Annotated in this window: 19 protein-coding genes; 3 read left to right on the top strand and 16 right to left on the bottom strand. The window is 63.2% G+C overall.

The genetic code is table 11. The features are described 5' to 3' along the window. Positions 1-34: 34 nt before the first annotated feature. The 6 genes from ACFVJ5_RS28000 to ACFVJ5_RS27975 form a co-directional block, all read right to left on the bottom strand. On the bottom strand, positions 35-1,576 hold the full coding sequence (locus ACFVJ5_RS28000; RefSeq protein WP_379224538.1) for a class I adenylate-forming enzyme family protein: 1,542 nt from the start codon (positions 1,574-1,576) through the stop codon (positions 35-37). A 29-nt stretch (positions 1,577-1,605) separates the two neighbouring features. Then, positions 1,606-3,075, bottom strand: coding sequence for an aldehyde dehydrogenase (locus ACFVJ5_RS27995; protein ID WP_379224536.1), 1,470 nt, complete (start codon positions 3,073-3,075; stop codon positions 1,606-1,608). Continuing rightward, positions 3,072-3,932 carry a p-hydroxycinnamoyl CoA hydratase/lyase gene (locus ACFVJ5_RS27990; RefSeq protein ID WP_379224534.1) on the bottom strand — a complete coding sequence of 287 codons (861 nt, stop codon included), beginning with the start codon at positions 3,930-3,932 and terminating at the stop codon, positions 3,072-3,074. The genes ACFVJ5_RS27995 and ACFVJ5_RS27990 overlap by 4 nt, the downstream gene beginning before the upstream one ends. 392 nt (positions 3,933-4,324) lie before the next feature. Beyond that, complete coding sequence (locus ACFVJ5_RS27985; RefSeq protein WP_379224532.1) at positions 4,325-4,966, bottom strand: 3-oxoacid CoA-transferase subunit B; 642 nt, start codon at positions 4,964-4,966, stop codon at positions 4,325-4,327. Then, on the bottom strand, positions 4,963-5,619 hold the full coding sequence (locus ACFVJ5_RS27980) for a 3-oxoacid CoA-transferase subunit A (protein WP_379224530.1): 657 nt from the start codon (positions 5,617-5,619) through the stop codon (positions 4,963-4,965). Before ACFVJ5_RS27980 ends, ACFVJ5_RS27985 begins: the two co-directional genes overlap by 4 nt. Beyond that, the gene (locus ACFVJ5_RS27975) at positions 5,619-6,809 is read right to left on the bottom strand and encodes a thiolase family protein (protein WP_379224528.1); all 1,191 of its coding nucleotides are present in this window, start codon (positions 6,807-6,809) and stop codon (positions 5,619-5,621) included. Before ACFVJ5_RS27975 ends, ACFVJ5_RS27980 begins: the two co-directional genes overlap by 1 nt. Positions 6,810-6,892: 83 nt before the next feature. On the opposite strand from ACFVJ5_RS27975, the gene ACFVJ5_RS27970 reads away from it, so the two are divergent. Next, positions 6,893-7,843: a LysR substrate-binding domain-containing protein gene (locus ACFVJ5_RS27970; protein ID WP_379224526.1), complete on the top strand. Its 951-nt coding sequence runs from the start codon at positions 6,893-6,895 to the stop codon at positions 7,841-7,843. Positions 7,844-8,234: 391 nt separating this feature from the next. Here the strand turns inward: ACFVJ5_RS27970 and ACFVJ5_RS27965 are convergent, their stop codons facing one another. The 10 genes from ACFVJ5_RS27965 to ACFVJ5_RS27920 all read right to left on the bottom strand — a co-directional run bounded on the left by ACFVJ5_RS27965 (position 8,235) and on the right by ACFVJ5_RS27920 (position 19,576). Further along, positions 8,235-8,870, bottom strand: coding sequence for a TetR/AcrR family transcriptional regulator (locus tag ACFVJ5_RS27965; RefSeq protein WP_379224524.1), 636 nt, complete (start codon positions 8,868-8,870; stop codon positions 8,235-8,237). 87 nt (positions 8,871-8,957) lie between these two features. Further along, positions 8,958-9,140 carry a hypothetical protein gene (locus tag ACFVJ5_RS27960; protein ID WP_379224523.1) on the bottom strand — a complete coding sequence of 61 codons (183 nt, stop codon included), beginning with the start codon at positions 9,138-9,140 and terminating at the stop codon, positions 8,958-8,960. A gap of 87 nt (positions 9,141-9,227) precedes the next feature. Beyond that, on the bottom strand, positions 9,228-9,401 hold the full coding sequence (locus ACFVJ5_RS27955) for a hypothetical protein (protein ID WP_379224521.1): 174 nt from the start codon (positions 9,399-9,401) through the stop codon (positions 9,228-9,230). Between the two features lie 869 nt (positions 9,402-10,270). Further along, positions 10,271-11,260: a zinc-binding dehydrogenase gene (locus ACFVJ5_RS27950; RefSeq protein WP_379224519.1), complete on the bottom strand. Its 990-nt coding sequence runs from the start codon at positions 11,258-11,260 to the stop codon at positions 10,271-10,273. 146 nt (positions 11,261-11,406) lie between these two features. Then, positions 11,407-13,086: a CocE/NonD family hydrolase gene (locus ACFVJ5_RS27945; protein ID WP_379224517.1), complete on the bottom strand. Its 1,680-nt coding sequence runs from the start codon at positions 13,084-13,086 to the stop codon at positions 11,407-11,409. Positions 13,087-13,639: 553 nt separating this feature from the next. After that, on the bottom strand, positions 13,640-14,449 hold the full coding sequence (locus ACFVJ5_RS27940) for a mycofactocin-coupled SDR family oxidoreductase (protein WP_379224515.1): 810 nt from the start codon (positions 14,447-14,449) through the stop codon (positions 13,640-13,642). 180 nt (positions 14,450-14,629) lie between these two features. Beyond that, on the bottom strand, positions 14,630-16,024 hold the full coding sequence (locus tag ACFVJ5_RS27935) for an FAD-binding oxidoreductase (RefSeq protein WP_379224513.1): 1,395 nt from the start codon (positions 16,022-16,024) through the stop codon (positions 14,630-14,632). Positions 16,025-16,176: 152 nt separating this feature from the next. Further along, positions 16,177-17,292 carry an alcohol dehydrogenase catalytic domain-containing protein gene (locus ACFVJ5_RS27930; protein WP_379224511.1) on the bottom strand — a complete coding sequence of 372 codons (1,116 nt, stop codon included), beginning with the start codon at positions 17,290-17,292 and terminating at the stop codon, positions 16,177-16,179. A gap of 181 nt (positions 17,293-17,473) precedes the next feature. Next, positions 17,474-18,415, bottom strand: a complete 942-nt coding sequence (locus ACFVJ5_RS27925) for an SDR family NAD(P)-dependent oxidoreductase (RefSeq protein WP_379224509.1) — start codon at positions 18,413-18,415, stop codon at positions 17,474-17,476. Positions 18,416-18,742: 327 nt separating this feature from the next. Continuing rightward, the gene (locus tag ACFVJ5_RS27920; RefSeq protein ID WP_379224507.1) at positions 18,743-19,576 is read right to left on the bottom strand and encodes an IclR family transcriptional regulator; all 834 of its coding nucleotides are present in this window, start codon (positions 19,574-19,576) and stop codon (positions 18,743-18,745) included. Positions 19,577-19,849: 273 nt separating this feature from the next. On the opposite strand from ACFVJ5_RS27920, the gene ACFVJ5_RS27915 reads away from it, so the two are divergent. After that, positions 19,850-20,521: a TetR/AcrR family transcriptional regulator gene (locus ACFVJ5_RS27915; protein ID WP_379224505.1), complete on the top strand. Its 672-nt coding sequence runs from the start codon at positions 19,850-19,852 to the stop codon at positions 20,519-20,521. Positions 20,522-20,728: 207 nt separating this feature from the next. Then, positions 20,729-22,333 carry a mycofactocin system GMC family oxidoreductase MftG gene (gene mftG, locus ACFVJ5_RS27910; RefSeq protein WP_379224503.1) on the top strand — a complete coding sequence of 535 codons (1,605 nt, stop codon included), beginning with the start codon at positions 20,729-20,731 and terminating at the stop codon, positions 22,331-22,333. Positions 22,334-22,357: the final 24 nt, after the last annotated feature.

Genomic DNA, 22,357 nt, shown 5'->3' with positions numbered 1-22,357 from the left:
GCCAGTGGGCAGCAGCTCATCCGGCCCGGCGTAGTCATGGGTTATGCACCGTTTGGTCAGTCAGCACCCGCCGCAATAATTTGCCCACGGCGCTGCGCGGCAGCGTAGATCGAGTCTCGACTGCGCGCGGAATCTTGAACTTGGCCAGGTGCGGCCGCAGGAAATCCTGAAGATCCTCGAGTGCGACATTTACGTCGGCCACGAGCACGGCGGTGAGGATCTCACCCCAGATCGGGTCGGGGCGGCCGACCACCGCCACATCCCGGATCCCCGGATACTGGGCGATCAGGTGTTCGACCTCGGCCGGATCGACGTTTTCGCCGCCAGTGATGATCGTGTCCTTCGAGCGCCCGGTGATGCAAAGATCCCCGTCCTGATCGAGGTATCCGCGGTCACCAGTGTCCAACCAGCCGCGCTGGAATGCCGCAGTGGTGGCATCGGGATTTCGCCAGTAGCCGGATGCCAGGTGCGGCCCGCGCACCCAAACGTTGCCGACTGTGTCGGCGGGACAGTCCGCGCCGTCGGCTCCGAGGATGCGCAGGTCGGTCAGCAGCGCGGGCGGGCCGGACGATCCGGGCTTTCCAGCGGCGTCGCCGGTCCGGCGAAAGCTGACCGATGGCCCCGCCTCGGTCATGCCGAAGCTCGCTAGGACCGGTACGCCGCGCCCAGACCACTCGGCCACCAGTGCTGGGGGCAGCGGTGCGCCGCCGGCGAGCACCCATCGAAGGCTCGACAGGTCGGCGTCGTCGAACTCGTCGGACTGGGACATCAGCGCCAGCATCGAGGGGACCGCGAACATCGTGGTCACCTGATGTGTCCGGATTTGCGCGAGGCAGCGGCGCGCTTCGAAGCCCCGGTCCAGCACCACCGTGCCGCCTTTGTGCAGGGTGCTGACGGCGAGTGTGTTCAGCGCCGCGGTGTGCGACAGCGGCGTGTTCACCAAGGTGACGTCGTCGGAGACGACGTCGAGTCCCAACAGGGTGTTGAGGCTGTTGAACCACAGCGCCCGGTGGCTGAGTTCGACTCCCTTGGGCCTCCCTGATGTACCCGAGGTGTAAACGACGAGTGCTGTCTCCTCGGGGTCGGGCCGGTATGCGTCGGCGACCTCGGCTGGCGCCTCCGGAATCACCTCCAGGGTCAGATCTGCGCTCGGTTCGAGCAGATAGCGGGTGATCACCGGTGCGTCGGGCACGGCGAGCCGGGCCGCCGTCTCGCTGGAGACCAGTAGGACTCCGGCGCCGAGATCGTCCAGCACGTGAGCGAGCTCTTCGACGGTGGAGGCGGCCCCCACTGGGGCGAACACCGCTCCGAGCCGAGAGCAGGCGTAGAGCGCCACGAGCATCTCGGGGCGATTTTCCGAGAAGCACACCACGCGGTCACCCGGAGTGACGCCGCGTCCGCGCAGGAACTCTGCAGCGGCGAGGATTCGCTGGCGCAACTGCCCGTAGCTCAAGCGCTGCTCTCCGTGGACTATCGCGGTCCGCTCGGGTTGACGCTCGGCACGACGCTCAACGAGGTCCCCGTAGCGGGGCACCAGCGCCGCGAACTGGTTGTCCAGCTGGCCCCGGTCTGTCATTCCGGCCTCCGTGTCATTGCAGTGATCGCTCAGATGGGATAGTGACGGTGCTCGGAGGAGACGGTGAGCCAGCGCAGCTCGGTGAACTCCTCCAGCGCGGCCTGCGAGCCGAAGCGCCCGTATCCGCTGGCTTTGACGCCACCGAAGGGCATCTGCGCCTCATCGTGCACCGTAGCCCCGTTGATGTGGCAGATTCCGGACTCGATTCGCCGAGCGATCTGAAGCCCGAGGTCGATATCGGAGGTGAAGATCGCCGCAGACAGCCCGTACTCGGAGTCGTTGGCCACCCGAACGGCTTCCTCGACGCCGTCCACGGCGATGATCGGCGCCACCGGGCCGAAGGATTCCTCGGTGTAGATCCGTGCTCCGGGCACAACCCCGGTGAGTACAGTCGGCGGGTAGAACAGCCCGTCGGGTTCGCCGCCGGTAAGTACAGTCGCGCCATACTCGATCGCGTCCTGTACCAGCGCGTGCACGTGGGCGACCGCGGGTTCATGGACCAGCGGGCCGAGCTGGGTGCCAGGTGCCGTCGGATCGCCGACCACCAGAGCGCGGGCCCGCTCGGCCAGCTTGCCGGCGAACTCGTCAGCCACCGCCCGATCGACAATGATCCGCTCGGTCGACATGCAGATCTGTCCCTGATTCATGAATGCGCCGAATGATGCTGCAGCTGCCGCCTCGTCCAGGTCTGCATCGGCCAGCACGATGAATGGCGCCTTCCCGCCGAGCTCGAGGACGGAGCGGGTGAGATGTCTGCCTGCCAGCTCACCGATCCGGCGGCCGACGCGGGTCGAGCCGGTGAAGTTCACGCTACGCACCGCCGGGTGGGCGATCAGCGCTTCGACGACCTCGGCGGCGTCTTCTGGGGCGTTGGTGATGAGATTGACCGCGCCGGCCGGGACGCCCGCGTCGATGAGACACTGCACGATCGCCGCGTGGGTGGCAGGAGTTTCCTCGGACGCTTTGAGGACCACCGTGTTACCGAAGGCCAGCGGCATCGCGATCGCGCGGACGCCGAGGATGATCGGCGCGTTCCAAGGCGCGATTCCAACGACGACACCGAGCGGCTTGCGCTCGGCAAGCGCTGTCAGGCCGGGCACATTCGACGGAATCACCTGTCCGACAGCGGCATACACTTGGACCGCGGCCTCGCGCAGCATGTCGGCACCGAGCTTGACGTTGAAACCGCACCAAGCCGCCGCGGCGCCCATCTCACGGCCCATCATCGCGGCGATCTCCCCGCCACGCTCGTCGAGCAGCACAGCGGCGCGTTCGAGGACCGCCCGACGTCCGGCCGGAGCCATCCCTGCCCACTCTGGTGCGGCATCCGCTGCTGCGGCGACAGCACGGACCGAATCGACGGCCTTGGCAGCCGCTACCTGGGCAATCTTCGCTCCGGTCGTGCGCTGCGTCTTGACGAAGAATGCACCGTCCTCGGCAGCAATCTTGGTACCACCGATAAGCAGGTCGACAGTGGTGAGGTTTGCGGTGCTGGTCATCGGCGCGCTTCCTCTTCCGCGCGCGAGTAGGTCTCCAGACCTGGTCGGTAGGTTTTGGTGTCGAGGAACTCGGTCATGCCCTGCTCCCGCGCGTCGGCGTCGAACAAGATCGCCTGATCGTGCTTCGCATACAGGAAGTCCTCTGCGGCCTCCCACGACATCAGGCGCGAGTGCCGGAAACCGATCTTGGTGCACCGGACCACCCACTGGCTCAGCGAGGTCAGCTTGAGCGCGAGCTCGGTCGTCCTGGCTCGCAGCTGGTCGGGGGGCACCGCCTCGTTCACGAGCCGCATCTCGGCCGCGCGGCGGCCGTCGAACGGCTCGCCGGTCATGATGTGGTACATCGCATCACGGGTAGGAATGGTCTCGGCCAGGGCACGAGTCACCAGATTGCCCGGGGTCACGCCCCAGTTGACCTCGGACAGCCCGAAGGTCGCGTCCTCCGCCGCGATCGCCAGATCGCACGACACCAGCGGGACGAAGGCACCTCCGAAGCACCAGCCGTTGACCATCGCGATGGTCGGCTTTGTGTAGTTGTACAGCTTGCGAAACTGCCAGTTCGTGCCCTCACCACGCACTCGATGCTGGACCGACCGCGGCTTGCCATCGGTCTCGCGGAAATACTCCTTGAGATCCATGCCAGCCGAAAACGCGTCACCGGCGCCGGTGAGAACCACGACCGCGCACCGCTCGTCGTCCTCCAGGCGCTCCAGGGTGGCGAACATCTCCCGGTTCAGCGTGGGGTTCATGGCGTTGCGTTTGTCCGGCCGATTGAGGCTGACCCAGGCGATGCGGTGCTCATCGAACTCTACAGCGACCGTGTCACCCCACGGGTCGATTGCGGCGTCGTTGGTCATTTGATCTCCCTGAATCGGGGGCCGGTGCCGGTCGAAGTCGGCACATCGAACCGCTGTCTATATAAGACTTTCTTATACGGAAGGTATCAGTGACTCTGATATCTTGTCAATCTCAGAGGGAGTCGCGACGAGAGCGTTCACGCTGCGACTACCGATGAGCGCCAGTCCTTCCGCGATCGAAATGCGAACCGCTGATCCGCTATCCAGAAGCCCCATCCACGCTCACCGACGGGCACTGGGGGCGGCAGAGGCGCAACCGCGCGACCGCTCTGATCGGCCCGCTGCCTACGCCGTTCGGCGAGGACTTGATCGCGGGCTCCCGCTCGGAGCGACCGCGATGGCCCGATCTGTGCCCCGCGGTCGAGCAGATCCTGATCGATAAGCGATAGTCGCTACCGGCCTCGCACCGGCACGTCCAACCGGGCGGCGAGTTCGTCCAGCGTGATGCCGAAGGCTTCCCGCACCACGACCCCGCGTGCCTCGATGTCGAAGACCGCATAGTCGGTATAGATCCGGGAGACGCACCCCACTCCAGTCAGCGGATAGGTGCAGGCTGGCACCAGCTTCGGGGAGCCGTCCTTAGCAAACAACGTCATCATCACGAACACCTGCTTCGCTCCGATAGCGAGGTCCATCGCGCCACCGACCGCGGGAATAGCCTCGGGGGCGCCGGTGTGCCAGTTCGCGAGATCACCGGTGGCCGAGACCTGAAACGCACCCAGCACGCAGACATCGAGGTGACCGCCACGCATCATCGCGAACGAGTCGGCATGATGGAAGTACGCACTACCCGGCAGCTCAGTGACCGGAGCCTTGCCTGCATTGGTGAGATCGGGATCGATGTCCTCACCTACCGCCGCAGGGCCCATGTTCAGCATGCCGTTCTCGGTGTGCAGCACCACCCCGCAGCCGGGTGGCAGATGTTCTGCGACAGTCGTGGGCTGACCGATACCGAGATTGACATACGAGCCCGGCGGGATGTCTCGCGCGATCAGAGCCGCCATCTGGTCCTTGCCCAGCGGACTGGCACTCATACCGCGACCACCTTGTCGACGTAGATACTGGGAGTCACAACGACTTCGGGGTCGAGAGCGCCGGTCTCCACGATCTCGCGAACCTGGACGATGGTCGTGATAGCCGCAGTCGCCATCACCGGGCCGAAGTTCCGCGCCGTCTTGCGATAGATCAGGTTGCCCATCCGATCCGATCGGTAGGCACCGACAAGGGCGACATCGCCTTTGATGGGATACTCCAGAACATAAGTCCGGCCGCCGATCTCACGGGTTTCCCTTCCCTCGGTCAACCGGGTCCCGACACCGGTGGGACAGAAAAAGGCACCGATGCCTGCACCCGCAGCGCGAATACGTTCGGCGAGATTGCCCTGTGGTACAACCTCGAGCTCGATCTCACCAGCCCGATAAAGCCGATCGAACACCCATGAATCGGACTGCCGCGGAAACGAGCAGACCACCTTGCGGACCCGCTTCGCCGCCAGCAGCGCCGCCAAGCCCGTGTCGCCATTGCCCGCATTGTTGGACACCACCGTCAGATCCGAAGCACCTTGTTCGATGAGAGCCTCGATGAGCTGAACGGGCATGCCCGCCATCCCGAAACCACCGACGAGAACGGTACTGCCGTCGGCTATCCCGACAACCGCCTCCGCGGTCGTGGCACAGATCTGCACCATTACCGCACCTCCCCCATATTCTCGAGTACAACCGCAAGCCCTTGGCCGACACCGATGCAGATCGCGGCCACGCCCCACCGATCGCCGGATTCGGCGAGACGATGGGCCAAGGTGCCCACGAGTCTGGCGCCCGACGCGCCCAGGGGATGCCCGATCGCGATGGCGCCGCCCTTGGCATTTACGACTTCAGGATCGGCCAATCCCTGCGCGCGCCAGGCGTCGATACAAGCGATCGACTGCACGGCGAAAGCTTCGTTGAGTTCCACCGCTGAGACCTGGTCCCAACCGATCCCAGCCCGGGCAAGCGCCCGGTTGGCCGCCTCCACCGGCGCGAATCCGAAATCCTGCGGATTCAGCGCAAAGATCCCCCGGCCCGCGATCCGAGCCAGCGGATCGATGCCCAGGTCGACCGTCTCTCCTGCTACTAGGACCGCGGCAGCGCCGTCATTGAGCGGCGAGGCATTGCCCGCGGTGATCGACCCGTCCGGTCGGAACGCCGGCTTCAGTCCGGCCAGCTTCTCGACCGTGGAGTCGAGCCGGATACCCTCGTCACGAGGCAGACCCCCGACCGCGAGAACGAGATCGTCGTAGAAGCCCGCGTTCCACGCCTGATTCGCCAACCGGTGTGAGCGTACGGCGAACTCGTCTTGGCGGGCGCGGGAGATTCCGAACCGCTGCGCAAGTTGCTCGTTGCATTCCCCCAAGGAGACGGTCCACTCCGTCGGCATCTTGTCATTGACCAGCCGCCAGCCGAGCGTGGTCGACACCGCAGTAGCGTTTCCTGCGGGAAAGGCCCGTGAAGGCTTCGGCAGCACCCAGGGTGCGCGCGTCATGGACTCCACTCCCCCGGCGACTACTACCGCCGCATCACCGGTTTCGATCATCCGGGAGGCGCTCAGCACGGCATCCAATGACGAGCCGCACAGCCGATTGACCGTGGTCGCTGGCACATCGGGCGCGAGCCCCGCAAGCAACACTGCCATCCGGCCCACATTCCGGTTATCCTCGCCGGCCTGGTTCGCACATCCCCAGATCACGTCGTCCACGGTTTCGGGGTGCAGACGCGGCGCCTTGACGAGGACACCGCCGAGCGACACCGCGGCTAGATCGTCGGGTCTGTGGTCCGCCAAGGCGCCTCCGAAACGCCCGAAAGGTGTACGCGCAGCGGCGTAGACAAAGGATTCGGTCATGGCTCGACGGTAGGCATCTATATTAATGCAGTCCAATACCTATTCAGGCCTGATTGATAAGTAACAGCGATAAGATGGCTGCTATGGACGTCCGCACGCTGCGAAATTTCCTCACCCTTGTCGAAGAGCGTCACTTCGGCCGGGCCGCAGCCCGCATCCACATCGCACAACCCGCCTTGTCCCAGCAGATCAAACAGCTGGAAGCCCAACTCGAAATCCAGCTGTTCGACCGTTCGACCCGCCGCGTCGAGGTCACCCAGGCCGGCGAACGCTTCGCCGAACACGCCCGCCGGATCGTGTCGGCATGCGAATGCGCCACCGAGGACATGGCAGCCTTCGCGCGTGGCAGCGCGGGCCGGGTCTCGGTAGGTTTCGTCGGCACTGCCACCTATGATGTTCTTCCTCGGCTGGCCCGGATAGTCCGTACTGACCTACCCGACATCGACCTGCGCGTGCGCGGAGAGCTTTTATCTCCGCAATTACTCGACGGCCTCATCACCGGGGAGTACGACCTTGCGCTCGTTCGGCCCCAGCCAACGTCTGAACCGGGAGCGCGTCGAGGTGTCCATCGCCTGGCCTCGTCGAACCCGGACGGACCGGGCATCGTGTTAGAACCGTTGCGCAGCGAAGAACTTCTCGCTGTCCTTCCCTCGAATCATTCACTGGCACAAACAGATTTGATAGACCTTGCCGCCCTGAGCGGCGAAACATTCGTGACCCATCCCTCGGGAGCTCGATCAACGATGCACCACCTCGTGATGGACGCGTGCGCGCGGGCCGGATTCCGGCCTCCGACCCTCGAAGTCAGCGAGACAGCGACACTCGCCGTCTCTGTAGCTGCCGGGCTCGGTGTCGCCCTGGCCCCTGAACCGGTCCGCAGCCTGGGCCTAGATGGCGTCATTTACCGTCATCTCCGGCACCCGGAGACTGTCGACCTTCTGCTGGCCCGGCCCGATTCCGGGACATCGGCGGCTGCGGTGGCCGTCGCCGCATTGATCCGGGTAGCAGCGGGAGACTCGACGGCACAGTATTGAGATGACCTCACGATCACTCCGCGCTCGGGTGCCGTCCATCAAGGTTGATGCGGCATAGGGCGGCTGTGGGTCACCTGATCCGATTGGGCAGCTACGAACGCGCCCTGGCGGCGCCGAGCGGTGCTGGTCAATAAGCGCTGATCCTCAGGATTTTCGACAACCTCGTCGAATCGGTTGCGCTCGCGGATCGAGACCGGTCACTCCGGCTTGTCCGTCAAATGACCCGCGATCTACACGATGGTCAGAGGTCTAGCCCACAGACGCGCTGTTGATCACTCGACGAGGCGACGCCAGGCAGTTGCGCAAACATCGTCTCTGTCTCGACTCAGCAGGCCACCGGGGCGCCGTCCTCCATTCGGCGGCCCCCGATGCGCCTTCTCGCCGCTGGATTTCAATCGCAACGTTCGCGATTGAAGCCGGAAAGGCCGCTCCAGCACAAGTTGAGTGTGATCTCGACCGCGTCAGGCTTGGGGATCGGCCGTCCTGCGTCGAGCCATTGGCGAGCGGCTAGATGGCTGGCGCCGACCAGACTCCATCCGTACATCGCAGCCGCTGGGGCGGCGACACCGCCGGCTTCGAGTTCTGCGGCCAGGAGGTCGGCGCATGTGCGCAGGGCACTGCGAACCCGCCACTCGACGCTCGGTTCACTGGGCACCGGCGATTCGAAGACAAGCACATGACCCCCGCGGTCCTCGTCGACGAAGTCGAAGTATGCCGACACAGCACGCTTCACCTTGGTCTCCGGTGGGGCATCGGCTCCGACCGCAGCTCGAATGCCGTCGACCATGCGATCCAGATACTGTTGCAGCACTGCCAGATACAGGTCCAGCTTGTTCGAAAAGTGGTCGTAGAGGACTGGTTTGCTGACCCCTGCCCGCGCAGAGATCTCGTCCATTCGCGCGCCGTGATAGCCACCGACAACAAACACATCGCGAGCGGCAGCGACGACGGCACCTCGACGATGCACGCGCCTGCCGTCGCCGCGCACCCCGCGGGCCGCGTCGACTTCCGTGGCGGGAATAGACACTGGCGGCTGGTACAGGGTCGTGTTCGACTCGATGCTGCTCGGATCAGCGGTGCGTGTAACGTGCGGGCCGCGTGTCGACGAAGGCATTCATGTCCTCACCGGCACGGTGGCGACAGCACGCCCCGATTCGTCGGCATCCCAGGGCCTCGGCGCATCGGCGAGGGCCAGCTCATTCGGAAGGTTCAGCACGCTGATGGCCTTGGGCTGGTTCAAGGCGATCAGACCGAGACCGTCATCGACGGTGATCGAAACTGCGTTCTCGTTGGCCATATTGCTCCTGTCATCGAGCGGGCGACGACCCGCATGATTTCGTTGGCGCCCTCGCGGATTTGCTGCACCCGCCGGTCGCGCACAATTTCACCTCGCTCGCCACGTCGAACCGTCGTCGGTGACGAACGCCTTTGCCGCCGCGCCTGCGACCTTGTCCGGCATCCCGGCGTCGAGCGAGAACTCAGCCCGCCATAGGAGTTTCAGCACCGGCTCCAGTTCCGGGCTCATATCGACCCGCTCGACTGCGGTGCCTCGTTGCACATCTGGAGTTTTGCGAAAGCGTTCACCCGGAGCTTGGCGCCTACGTTGCACGACACCTTCGGGCACATAAAACTCCTTGGAGGTACGATTACTACATCATTGGTACCCATTACAGTACCATTACGACTCCGGTGGATCCCGACCGGAAATGGCAGTGCGGCCCACTCGGCCTGTTTCTCCGCCAGCAACAGGACTTGCGCTAGTACCCGTTACCTTGTTCGTGGGCCTGAGACTAGGCCCACGGTCACCGGCCCGGTATGACTATTTCCCCCAGTCGAACGCATGATCCGGGGGCGTGTTGTCGCCGGACCGGTGGCGTCGACGGACCGCTGTCGGGAACAGAGCCGCTACACAGGCCTCTTTCTAACGTGGATGCCAGGTGTTGACGCTTCGGTCGGCAACGTTTCCACCAGCGTTTTGGAACCTGACGATGATCACCAACTGCGACAGGCATACGCCCTGGTCTACGGCATCGACGTCGGCAACCAGACCCAGTCGTCGGTGAGTGCTTTTTGCACGATGGTCAACCAACCATATCTAGGTGTCCCCGCGGCGAGCTGTTGGCGACCGCGGTGTGCGCCGAGGCAAGCGATGGCGGCCTAGCGTGGGCAAATTGCTATGCAGTAGGTCCGTAAGGGCATTCGGGGAGGGCGGCTGTTTACGTCCACACTCTCGCAAAATGTATGGTTTTGCGGCTGCCGCGAAAGAGCGGAAGGCATATTCCCTCTCTGCCGCACGGCGGAGAAGTCGTCGGGGCAACCGGCTTCGGCGTCTGACTCCATGTAGAGCACTGAGCTGCGTCTTGAGCGACCCTCATGGAGCCGTGCGCGCGCAACCGGTACTCGTGACCGACCGGTCGATCTTCTCGCTCAGTTCCGTGACTCCACACGGAGCACAATTTTGCCGACGTGGGCGTTGTCGGCCAGTCCTTTCTGCGCCTCCCGGACACGGCCCCAGGGGTAGATACGGTCGATCAGCGGCCGCAGGGTGTCGGCGTTTGCTTCCAGATCTACGCTGCGTAGGGCTCGAACGATGGCGAATTTCTCGTCGTCGCTGCGGGTCCGGAAGGTGACACCGATCAGCTCGACTCGCTTGCGGGCAAGTTCTTCCATATCCAATGTGCCCTTGGTACCACCGAGGCGACCGACGCTGACGATGCGCGCCTTGATTGAGGCCACACGGATATTGTCTTCGAGGTAGGGGCCGCCGACATGGTCGAGGACGACGTCAGCTCCTTTACCCGCGGTGAGGTCCAGGACACGGTCGGCGAAGCAGACATCCGAGGTGTTGATGAGCTCGTCGAGGCCGATGTTGTCCAGAGCCCGCGCATGAGTGTGGGAGCGTGTGGTGCCATAGATTCGGCCGGCACCGAGTACTCTCGCCAGCTGAATCGCTTGGGTGGACACACCCGCGGCGGCGGCGTGCACCAGGACGGTTTCTCCGTATTGCAGGCGCGCCGCTGTGACCAGCGCATTATGCTCGGTCATCAGTGCGGTAATGGCTGCGGCGCCTTCAGCGAAGGACCAGTCGGTGGGTACCGGCACCACGGCGGCAGCCGGGACAACGATTTGTTCGGCCAGACCGCCGGCCACCATGGCCATGATGCGATCACCGGGAGCGATCTCGCTGACGTCTGCTGCGACCTCGAGAACTTCACCGCATGCGTCCAGCCCCGCTACCGCCGGACCCGCGGAGCTGGAGGGCGTGTGGGTGCCAGCGCGGATAAGCAGGTCAGCCCTGTTGACCGAGGCAGCGCGCACTGCGACGCGGACGGTGCCCGGGCGCAATTCGGGCGGGTCGATGGCAGCCAGTATCGGGGTTAGACGTCCGTCGATCGGTTCCAGTAGCACTGCCTGCACGTGGCCTCCCCTGGTTCAAAAAAGTTTCGGTACCGGGTAACCGACCGCAGTCCAGGCGCAATTCTGTGGATTGTTCGGCCTCGATTGCGAATGTCGGCAGCCCGCGTAGCCCTGGATCGGATCCGCGGGACTACGCGGGCTAGACATCACTGTGCCGGGATCACCGGGAGAATCAACCGGGAGGGTCGTGCGTCGTCGTGGAAGATCTTTTGGTGCGCAGCGCGGTGCTCGGTGGCCACGAGCGGGTCTTCGCCGGTGTTGAGGTTGCGGTCCCAGCGCGGGAAGTTGCTGGAGGTGACCTGCACCCGAAGCCGGTGCCCGGCCTTGATCACGATGCTGGTCGACCACAGGTCGATTTCATGCTCGTCGACGCGACCGCTCTCGGTGTGAACTCGCTTGATCCCGTCGACGATGTTGAGCGAGGTTCCCTTTTCGTCGACATCACACAGCCGAACTACCCAGTCAGTCGATGGTCCGTCGGTGGCGGCGAACAAGTTGGCGGTCACGCGGCCTGTGATCTCGAGATCCTCAGCGAGTGGGTCACTAGTGAATACCAGAACATCATCGCGAGACTCCACTGCGTGCTGATCCTGGGGACCAGCCGGAAAGTCACTCGCCATGACCAACGGCCCACCCGTAGTCGAAACGGGATCTGCAGGGTCGTACACGTAAGTCGAACCGGACGCTTCGCCGGCCGGAGCCGAAGTCGACAGATGACCTCCGGGATGGAGGAAGAACGCGGTGTCACGCGCACGTTCCAGCGGCCATTGCGGTTCGTGCCGCCACTGGTTGATCCCCATGACGAAGATTTCTACGCCCGATGCGGGTTCCTTGTCGGCAGGTCGGTCAGGCAGGAATCGGTCGAACCAGTCCAACTGCACACCGGTCATGGTCCCGTCACCCTCAGGAGGCGCCAACGAGGCCAGCCCGTAGTTCACCGCACCTACCCGACCCGGCGTGAGGCTGGCAAAACTGACGTGTTCCCACGGCCCGACGATCAGGCGCGTCGTGTGGCCCTGGGCACGCGCGGCGATGTAATTGTCGATCGCCCCCTGCATGAACACGTCGTGCCAGCCGGTGATATTCAAGGACGGGACCGTAACGTCGCCGTGCCGGCCCGCGACCCGGGCCGTCGCCATCGAGTCGGGATCACGGAGACCACGCTGCGCACCGAGATCGGGCAACTCCGTGCGCATCAATGCCGGCGCCGCACCGGAGGGAAGCTCCCAGTATGTCTCCTCTGCCAGCCGATCAATATCGCGAATCGTGCCGCCCAGCTTGGCGTACAACTCCCCAGGATCGGCGACTACCTTCGAGTACTGGGCCACCGACTGCAACAGTGACCAAAATACATTCAGCCCGTGCTCGATCGCTCCGCCCCGGAAGAAGATCCCGTCGGTGGGCTCACTCCACGTAATTTGCGGTGCGATCACCTTCAGATGAGGCGGCTGGGTAACTGCTGCGGACCACTGGGTATTGCCGGCGTAGCTGCCACCGAACATTCCGACTTTGCCATTACTGCCGGGTAGTTTCGCGGCCCACTCGATGGTGTCATAGCCGTCAGCGTGCTCGTTAGTCAACGGCAGCCATTCGCCCTCGGACGCGAACCGGCCTCGCGTGTCCTGCTGCACGACGATGTATCCACCCTGCACGGCTCTGAGCGTGTCCAACGTCGAGGCCGCCACTCCTAACGCCTTGCCATAGGGTATGCGCTGCACCAAAACCGGCCATGGGCCCTCACCCGAAGGGCGGTAGACGTCTGCCCTGAGAACAACACCATCGCGCATGGGTACTGGTACGTCGAACTCGATCACTGCCTGGCTCATCTGATCCTCACTGGTTGGTCGACACTGACGCCAGCCCGTATGAAACTTATACGGGTACTCACGATCTCACTATAGTACCGACAAGCGGGTTCGCATAGGGATTTCAGACCGAAAATCGATGTCAACTCGTCCCTACCACCCGGCCCGATAGGTGGTAGCGAGCCTGTCGTTTCGAAGCGCTACAGCGCGCCCGTGTTTGGCGTTTCGGACGCCCGATACCCACGTTGCGCCCCTGGCGCGCATCGGAGTTGAGCCCAGGCAGGCATCCACCGGCACGTCCGCGGCGTTCCCGATCGGTGACTGATCCGACCGCGGGACACCACTCGATCTGTTGGCTTCGGCATACTCTTGGTTCGTGGCACAGGAGTCGCCTTTGTCCAGGACCTGATCGGGGTTGCGTCGCGGTGGGCCCCGACCAGGTTCGGCACCGCGCTCGCGCCGAGCGCGGCCGCCATCATCGGGCAATCCGCAGCGTGGGCCCGCGGTGATCAGCGCAGGGGTCCCGCCATCCATGCAGCCCGCTCGAAACGAGAACGCGCACTGAACCGCGTATTCAGCGAATCAAAGCGCCTCCGTCGACAGGAAGCGCCACACCATTGACGTATCGAGATTCTTCAGACGCCAGCCACACAACCGCAGCCGAGATATCCTTTGGATCGATGATCGGAACGGGCATCACGGGCGGCCTGCGCCTCGCCTGGGGAATTCGAGACAGGAATCCTTCCATCTCGTTGTGCACGACCATCGGTGTCGCAACCCCACCCGGAAGCACCGCATTCACCCTCACCCCGCAGGGCCCCCATTCCAATGCAAAAGCCCGCATCAGTCCGAGGACCGCATGCTTGGAGGCGGTGTAACCGAATCCCCCTGGTGTCTGTCCGACGAATCCTGACATCGCGCTCACCGAACCCGTCAATATCACCGAACCGCGAGCCTGTCGCTTCAAAGCTTCACCACAGGCATAGACGGTGTGAAAAACACCAGATAGATTTACGTCGATGACATCTCGCCACTGGTCCATCGACATATCCTCTGAGAGCGGCGCGATGCCGGCGTTCGCAACGACAACATCGACCGTGCCGAACTTTTCGAGCACGTCGTGCACCACGTTTTTTATCTGCTCGAAGTCACGGACGTCGGCCACATAGGACGAAGCTGTACCTCCGGCAGATTCGATCGCGTCCACGGTTTCCTGCAGATCGTCCCGTGTTGCTAGTCCATATGGCAACGACTTGATGTCGCGGCATATATCGATGGCAATCACATTGGCCCCCGCCTGTGCGAGACGGATTGCATGGCTGCGGCCTTGCCCGCGCGCTGCCCCCGTAATCAACGCGACTGAACCTCGGAGGTCTTCTGACATTGGATTCTCCCATCTTAGCGAACGATCCGTCCTGCGAATTGACCACACATCCGGGCTAACCGTCGCCGAACGCCACTCCGCGGTACCGGTTCCTGGACGCAAGAAGGACCACCGTTCAAAATCTGCCGGACGCCGGATACTCGCCTGTGCGTCGAGTGTCGGCACACAGACAATAGATAATTACCTCAGAGGCTCGATGTTCGTATTGAACCTGAAAAGATTCTCCGGATCGTAAATACCCTTGAGTTTCTGGAGGCACTGGAGTTTTTCCGCTCCATAGACATCATCCAAACTTCCCTCATCAAAGCTCAAATTGACATACGAAGTCTTCATGTCGAGATGCTTTTGCGTCTCGGACCATGTTTCCTTCGTCCAGTCGACAATACGGTCACGCTCGTCGTTCGTGGTGAACCCTACCTCGATAGCGCAGTGCCACTGCGCCGCTCGTCCACTATAGGCCGAAGCATCCTCGGGAACATCACTTGCAGCGCCGCCGAGAGATTGAATCGCATAGACTTCTTTGGGTACAGACGGCGACGCAACCTTTCGGTACTCCAGACAGGATTCAACCATCCGCTCTGCGAATCCCCGAGACAGTTCCCGGGTATGTCCGGACTTCATGTACCATCCGAACCCCCGGTCGGAGACCTTATCGTAGTAGCTCTGGACCGACAGGAAGTCTCGAGGCTCGATGTTGTCGAAGAGAGCTTTTCGGAATGAACGAATTTCCCGAACGATGTCGTCGTCAGGATGCCCGCGGTGTACCACGTTGATGGAAAGTAGTCGTTCACCCATCCTGCTGTCCCCCAAGGGGGTCGATGCCGGGTTGATCCCGAGGCTGAACGTTACGCTTGTTTCTCGTGGAGCGTGCTTCATAATCTCGGAAACGCCGACGATGACGTCGACCGCTTCCGACATTCTGTAAAATAGCCGACCGGAGTAGACGGGGCCGAGTTCGTGGGTTCGTAGCGTGAAGTCTGTGACAACCCCGAAATTTCCTCCACCACCGCGAAGCGCCCAGAACAGATCCGGGTTTTCGGTGTTGCTCACCCAGAGCGCATCCCCATCTGCGGTGACCAGGCGAAGCCGAACGAACTGATCGCACGTGAGACCGAATGAGCGTGTTGTATACCCGATTCCGCCGCCGAGCGCGAGCCCGCCCAAACCCGTGTGGGATACGATGCCGGCAGGAGTCACCAACCCATTCGGCACCGTAACGTTATCCACACTGCCGAGCAACGCGCCACCTTGCGCGTTGACGTATCCGGTCGCAGGGTCGAGTTCGACGTGGCGCATCCGGGACAAGTCGAGCACCAACCCGTCATCGCAGGTCGAGTGTCCTGGATAACTGTGGCCACCACCCCGCACGGCGAGAGGCAGTTCGGCGTCGCGTGCGTACCGGATGGTACTCACGACATCCTCGACGTCAGCTACCTGAACAATTGCGATGGGTCGACGCTTTACATCGCCGTTCCAGATTGCCCGTGCTTCGCCATAGCCTGAATCTGATTCCGCAATCACTACGCCCTTGATGGAACTGAGAAATTTTGACCAGCTCGGGGCTGATGGACGCATCGGTTCCTCCTATGCGATTTGTGGTAATTCCGTGGTCGCCTACACAGGTGAATCTGGATGCGGACTCTGTGTCCGTGATGTCAAATAACTGGATTCGAGTCCGAGCAGCCATATCTCGTTACATCTCAGGCCGACCCTGCTTCAGACACGTGTCAGCGTCGTGATCGATTCGCATCCGGCGAGATCACGAAATTCGAAAATCCTCCGTCCCGCTCGCCGGCGGCGAGGGCGGCCATTGCGGTGTCGAGATCCTCGAGGCCGTAGATCTCGTGTTCTAGAACACTGAGGTCGACGATGCCGCTCGCCGCAAGGTTTGCCATCTCCTGGCCTTCAGAGGTGGTGAACCAGAACGAGCCGAGGTGCGTCTGGTTGCTGGTCATGATGCGCGGCGGGCTCACCGTGACGTCCTCGAGGATTCCGCCGATGTTCACATGTGTCCCTCCCCGCGCCAGGGCAGCAGCCGCCGCGCTGTACACCGCGACGGGACTGCCTGCGGGAAGGGCGTCGAGTACGACGTCGGCGCCGATGCCGTCAGTCATCTCGCGTACCCAGCTCTCGATCGAGCCGGGGTCTGTGGTCGCGTGCACATGAATCCGATCAGGAGCCAGAGCCTTGACCCGTTCGAGGCGCTCGGCATTGCGGCCAACGCCGAGAATCATGGGCGCGCCCAGAGCGAGGGCAAAGATAGTTGCACCCAGTCCGAGCGTGCCCGACAGCCCGTTGATCAGCACGGTTGTGCTCATGTTGACACCTGCTCGGCGCAGACCACTGTATGCGGTGCCGAGATATCCCCAGCGGGCGGCGGTTTCGAAGCTGACCTGATCGGGCAGCGCGACGAGGCTGTACTGCGGTGCGACCATGTACTCGGCATATCCGCCGTGTGGATAGTCCCGCAGCATCCGCGCCGACTTGGGTCCGGTGCCGAAATATCCGTTCAAAGTCGCGTAGTCGCACGCGAGGACGTTGCCTTTCCGACAATGCGTACAACTACCGCAGTAGCGCAGGGGGTTGACATAGACCCGGTCTCCGACCTCGACTCCATACACCTGCGAGCCGACCTCCACAACAATTCCCGCTGGGTCGAGACCGTAGATAGCGGGCAAGGGAGGGGCCTGGACCATCGGTGGCGGATTCAACGAGTTGCTCGTGTTGGGAACGAGCCCGCAGGCTTTGACCTGCACCAGGACGTCGGTCGGCCGCGGCCGGGGTGTTTCCACGACGTCGATCCGGAAGGGGTCCCCCACTCGGTGGTACCGCGCCGCTCGCATGTAATCGGGCGGGGTCGGTGTCGTAGCAAGCTGTGCCGACTCGGTGGATATATCTGTCACGATTCTCTCCTGGATCTTGGCGGTGTCGAGCAGTTCGGTCCGCCGGTGTGGAAATTCGAGCGGTAACGCCGTTGCGGTGCCGTACCTGAATCACCGTGCGTGCAGACACGGCAACGGTCTGTCAGGAACGGACAGTGTCGCTGTAGGGTTTGGGCGTCAGCGACTGTGCCGCGGTCCGGTCAGGATCGGGCACCGACACGGCATCGGTCCGATCGGTGATCGAACCGATTTTCCGGGCGACCGTTTCGAGGTCGAGTTCGGAATCCGGTGCAGTGCCATCGGTCATCGAGAAGAACACTTCTTTCACGCCGCCCGATTCGGTGTGCAGGATCTTCCCGGAGAAGGTGCAGTCCTCGTGCGCGAGCCACGCAGCGACCGGTGCAGCGGCTTCGGGGACGGCACCGTTGCGGCGTGCCCGACTGCTGAATTCGTCCGAAAGCATGGTCTGCCACGCGAGGGTGTCGGCATTGGGCATGATCGCGTTCACGCCGATCCCATGGGCTTGGCCTTCCGCGGCGAGGGCACGAGTCAGCCCGACCACGCCCAACTTCGCGGCACTGTATGCCGATTGATAGGGCATGCCCTTCACCGCGATGGATGAGCTCACATTGACCAGGCGTCCGTAGCCGTTCGCCTTCATGTGCGGCCATGCGGCCCGGCACATCCAGATGTGGCCCATGAGGTGGACTCCCACCACACGTTCGATGTCGGAATCGGAGATTTCGTCGAACAAGGCGAATGGTGCGATCCCGGCGTTGTTGACCACGATGTCGAGCCTGCCCCAGGTGTCCAGGGCGCACTGGACAACCCGTCCGGCGCCGTCGCGGTCCGCCACGCTATCGGTGTTGACGACGGCGTCGCCACCCGCGGCCCGGATTTCGTCTACTACTTGGTCGGGGCCCGAACCGAGGGCACCGCGTCCATCCGGTCCCACACCGAGGTCGTTGACAACGACTTTCGCACCTCGCGACGCCAGCAGCAGCGCATAGGAACGTCCCAAACCGGGATTACCTCCCGCCCCGGTCACGATAGCGACTCGGCCGTCAAACCTCAGTTCGTTCATGGATTCCTCCAGCAGTTCCGGATTGATAGGGGTACGGCGCGCATAGGCAGGCAGTGGATGGGCAAGCCCGGAGATAGCCGCCGACGCGGAGAGTCGCGCGAAGACCGTTCACCGCGGTACAGAACGGCGGTTCTGAACCAGCAATCCATCCGTTCACGGCGACCGAGCGCCGTGGGGCGGCGGCTCGGCCAGCGTGATGGATGGCTCCTAGCAGGTCACCGCTGTGGCCGGGTCGGATGGGAATCTCGGCGAGCGCGGGACCCGCAGACCAGGGTGCAGTATGCGCTAGCTCACATCTCGTTCCTTTCCGCTCAGCGGAAAGTTATATCAGAGACTCTGTGACCCCGTTGTCGGTTCCCACGCTGCGGCGCCCACTCCCCCACACACACGAGACCCTTGAACACCGGTCCGTTGAGGGCCGATGGCGGCAGAGCCCTTCTTCTGCGACAAGGCCCGCCCGATGGCAGCCGCGGCAGTAGTCACCGAGTGCGCCCACCGGCGCGGCGGACCACTGTTCGCCGGCATAACCACCGAGATTGCAGCCGCCGACACAGCCCCCAGCCCAACGACGGCCGCAGCGCAGGAAACGACGCCTTCCGTCAACTCCTCGGACGACAGCGCGAAGCCGCGGTCACGTGCTTGGGCCACCTCTCGCGAGAGAATACGGGCCGCCGTCACCGTATTAGGGGTGTAAGCGACCAAGGGGCGGCCGAGGATGTTCGCCTGGACGTCCAGATCGGAGGCAGCCAATAGCGCCTTTCCGATTGCGGTCGCATGCAGCGGCAGGCGGCCACCGGGCTTACCTACGGTGCCGACCGCTCGCGGATCGGAGATCTTCTCGATCAGCAACACATCGTTGCCGTCGATCACAGCAAGCTGGACATGCTGGCGAGTGAGGTCGAATAAGTCCCGCAGGTACGGCATGGAAACTTCTCGCAGGCCGTGGCTGTACCACGACCGCGTCGAGATCTCCCACAGTCGGAGTCCGACCGCATACCCGCCGTCCTCCGTTCGCTCGAGACCGCCCCAAGCGACCAACTCGCCACCCAACCGATGCACGGTGCTCGCAGGCAACCCCGTCGCACGGGCGAGATCCGAAAGCGACATCGACACCCGATTCCCCGCGAAGGCGTCGAGAATGCTGGTCGCCTTCTCGAGCACTGATCTCCGCGGACCCGAGTTGTTACCGGACAACGGCCACCTCCGCACCTCGCCATGTCAGTCCTTCTGATACACGACGGTAGCCCCGGGCCTCCAGCTGGTGGGCAGAATGACATCAGTCCGGCGGCTCAAAGATTTCGGTTAGACCTCTTGGCTTATCAGCGTCTCTGACATAGAGTGACCTGACGCACATCACTTATCACAGGAGGTGACGAGATGGCGCCTCATGCGCCGCGAGCTTCCCCCGGCCCAGAGCGGAGCTAGTCTCAGACCATGGCCCCTAACAGGGAACGCGCGCGCCGGGATTCAGCTCGGCGGCAACAGATTCTGGATACCGCTCTCGAGCTCTTTGCGACCCGCGCCTACGAGGACATCTCCGTCGACGACGTATGTGATCATGCCGGCGTCGCTCATGGCCTCATCTCCTACTACTTCGGAGGGAAGCGGGGCCTGTTCGCCGAAGCGGTTCGCCAGGCATGGAACGAACTGCTCGAGTACGAGCGCCCCCGTGAGGATGAGCAAGATGCTGTCGAACGGATCCACGGATTCGTTCGACGACACTTCGAGTACGTCGCCGAGCACCCGCATCGCTTCACGACGCTGATGCGGACCGGACACGCGGACCGCGAGGTCTACGACATAGTCCTCGGTGCGCGCGGAGAGGCGTTGGCAGAGTTGCAGTTGAGCCTCGGCTGCCCCGTCAACCCGCCCGCTCAGCTCCGCGCAGCCCTGCACGGGTGGATGGGATATCTCGACAACATGACGCTCGACTGGGCCCTCCATCGCGACCTCGACCTCGATGCAGTCACGGACATGTGTGTCCAGGCCCTCATCGGCGCGGTCCGAGCCAGCGCGGGCAATCGCTACGCACCCGAGGTCGAACTCGCCACCCTGAGCCGAATCGCCGCGGTACCGACCTTGGTCACCACCCCGCGCCGCCCGTAACACCCAGGGCCGCCTCCAAGAGCCGGCCACCGATGCCTTTGAGCATCCAGCTACAGCACTCACAGATTCCGAAATCAACACCGCCGCTTGATAATCGCGGCGCAAATCCGCACCGCAACGAGTTTGACTATCAGTCAAAAATAATTGACTGATAGTCAAATCATCGCTACTTTGTGATCACCATCACTCAACGATGAGGAGAGACCAGTGGAGTACGACGTCATCGTCGTCGGATCAGGATCGACGGGAGCAGTCCTCGCCGCTCGCCTGAGCGAGAAGGCGAGCCGCTCCGTGCTGCTCATCGAAGCCGGCAATGTGTACGACCAGCAGGATCAAATGCCCGAAGCCTTGCTGGACCCGTCGAACATGTCGACGTCGATGCCAGGTAATCCCAGCTCGTGGAGTCTTCTAGGAACGCTGATCCCCGGGGTTGCGGTCCCCGTTGCCCGCGGCAAGGGTATGGGCGGCTCGAGTGCCATCAACGGCGGCTACTTCGAGCGGGCACCTCGGTCGAACTTCGACGACTGGGTGAAGGCAGGCAATGACGAGTGGTCCTACCAGAAAGTGCTGCCCTATTACCTTCGAAGCGAGACCGACCACGACTTCCAGAACGATCTGCACGGCAGCGACGGTCCGATCCACGTACGCCGCGAAACGGCCGATCGGGCGCCGGAATTCACCGGCGCCTTCACCGACGCCTGCACAGGTCTCGGATTCACCGAGGAGCGCGACAAGAACGGCGACAGCCAAGGCGGGGTCGGACCCGTTCCCTTGAACGTGTGGAATGGTGTCCGACAGAGCACGGGCATCGCCTATCTACTCCCCGCAACCGGGCGACCGAACCTGCACATCGTCGGGAACGCCGTCGCTCGCCGCGTTCTGATCTCCGGAAACCGTTGCACCGGAGTAGAAGTCGATGTAAATGGAAATCGTGAGGTCTTCCGCGGAGCCGAAGTCGTGCTCTCGGCGGGTGCTCTTCGGTCACCGCAGCTGCTGATGCTCTCCGGCATCGGACCAGCAGATCACCTTCGTGATCACGGAATCGAGGTCCTGCACAACCTTCCCGGCGTCGGCCAGAATTTGACCGATCACCCGGAGCTCAGTGTGAAGTGGGAGTTCGACGGCAAGTGCACCCAAAGCCCCGGCCGCGGTGTGGTCACCAGCGCACTGAACTGGACCGCCGAAAACTCCGACCACAGCGACGATCTGGAGATCCTGCCCTTCGTCATCTCTTCGGGGGACATGATGCGGGTGACCAGCATGGCAAAGAATCCGAAGCAGGCGCTGGGTGCGCTCCGGAAGACCTCGACGAAATTCGTGGTCGATCAAGCCCTGAACCTGCGGCGGCCATTCACGGTTATCGGGCTGCAGCAACAAGACAGTCGAGGCACGGTCACCCTCGACTCCGCCGACCCGGCCAAGCTGCCCAAGATCAATTACAACCTTCTGTCCGTTGAAAGCGACCGCCGGCGTCTACGTGAGGCCATCCGGGTGACTGCCGAGATCTACAACAGCGCCGCGATGCGCGCCATCGGCGGGCGCACGACCAACCTGTCCACCGACGATCTCGCCACCGACCGGGCTATCGACGAGTGGGCGCGCCGCAACATCTTCGCCGTCGGCCATGCCTCCAGCACGTGCCGCATGGGGCTGGATCCGGACGGCGGTGCGGTCGTGGACCAGCACGGGAAGGTGTACGGCATCGACGGGCTGCGCGTGGCGGACACCTCGATCTTTCCGAAGATTCCCTCCAGGGGACCCAACGCGACCGCAGTCATGGTCGGGGAACGTCTGGTCGAGTTCTTCGACTGACTTACTACAGAGAAACGGAGCTTT

It is taken from the genome of Nocardia sp. NPDC127606 (assembly GCF_042671725.1).
Taxonomy (GTDB): Bacteria; Actinomycetota; Actinomycetes; order Mycobacteriales; family Mycobacteriaceae; genus Nocardia.
This window is presented reverse-complemented; position numbering and strand designations above follow the sequence as displayed.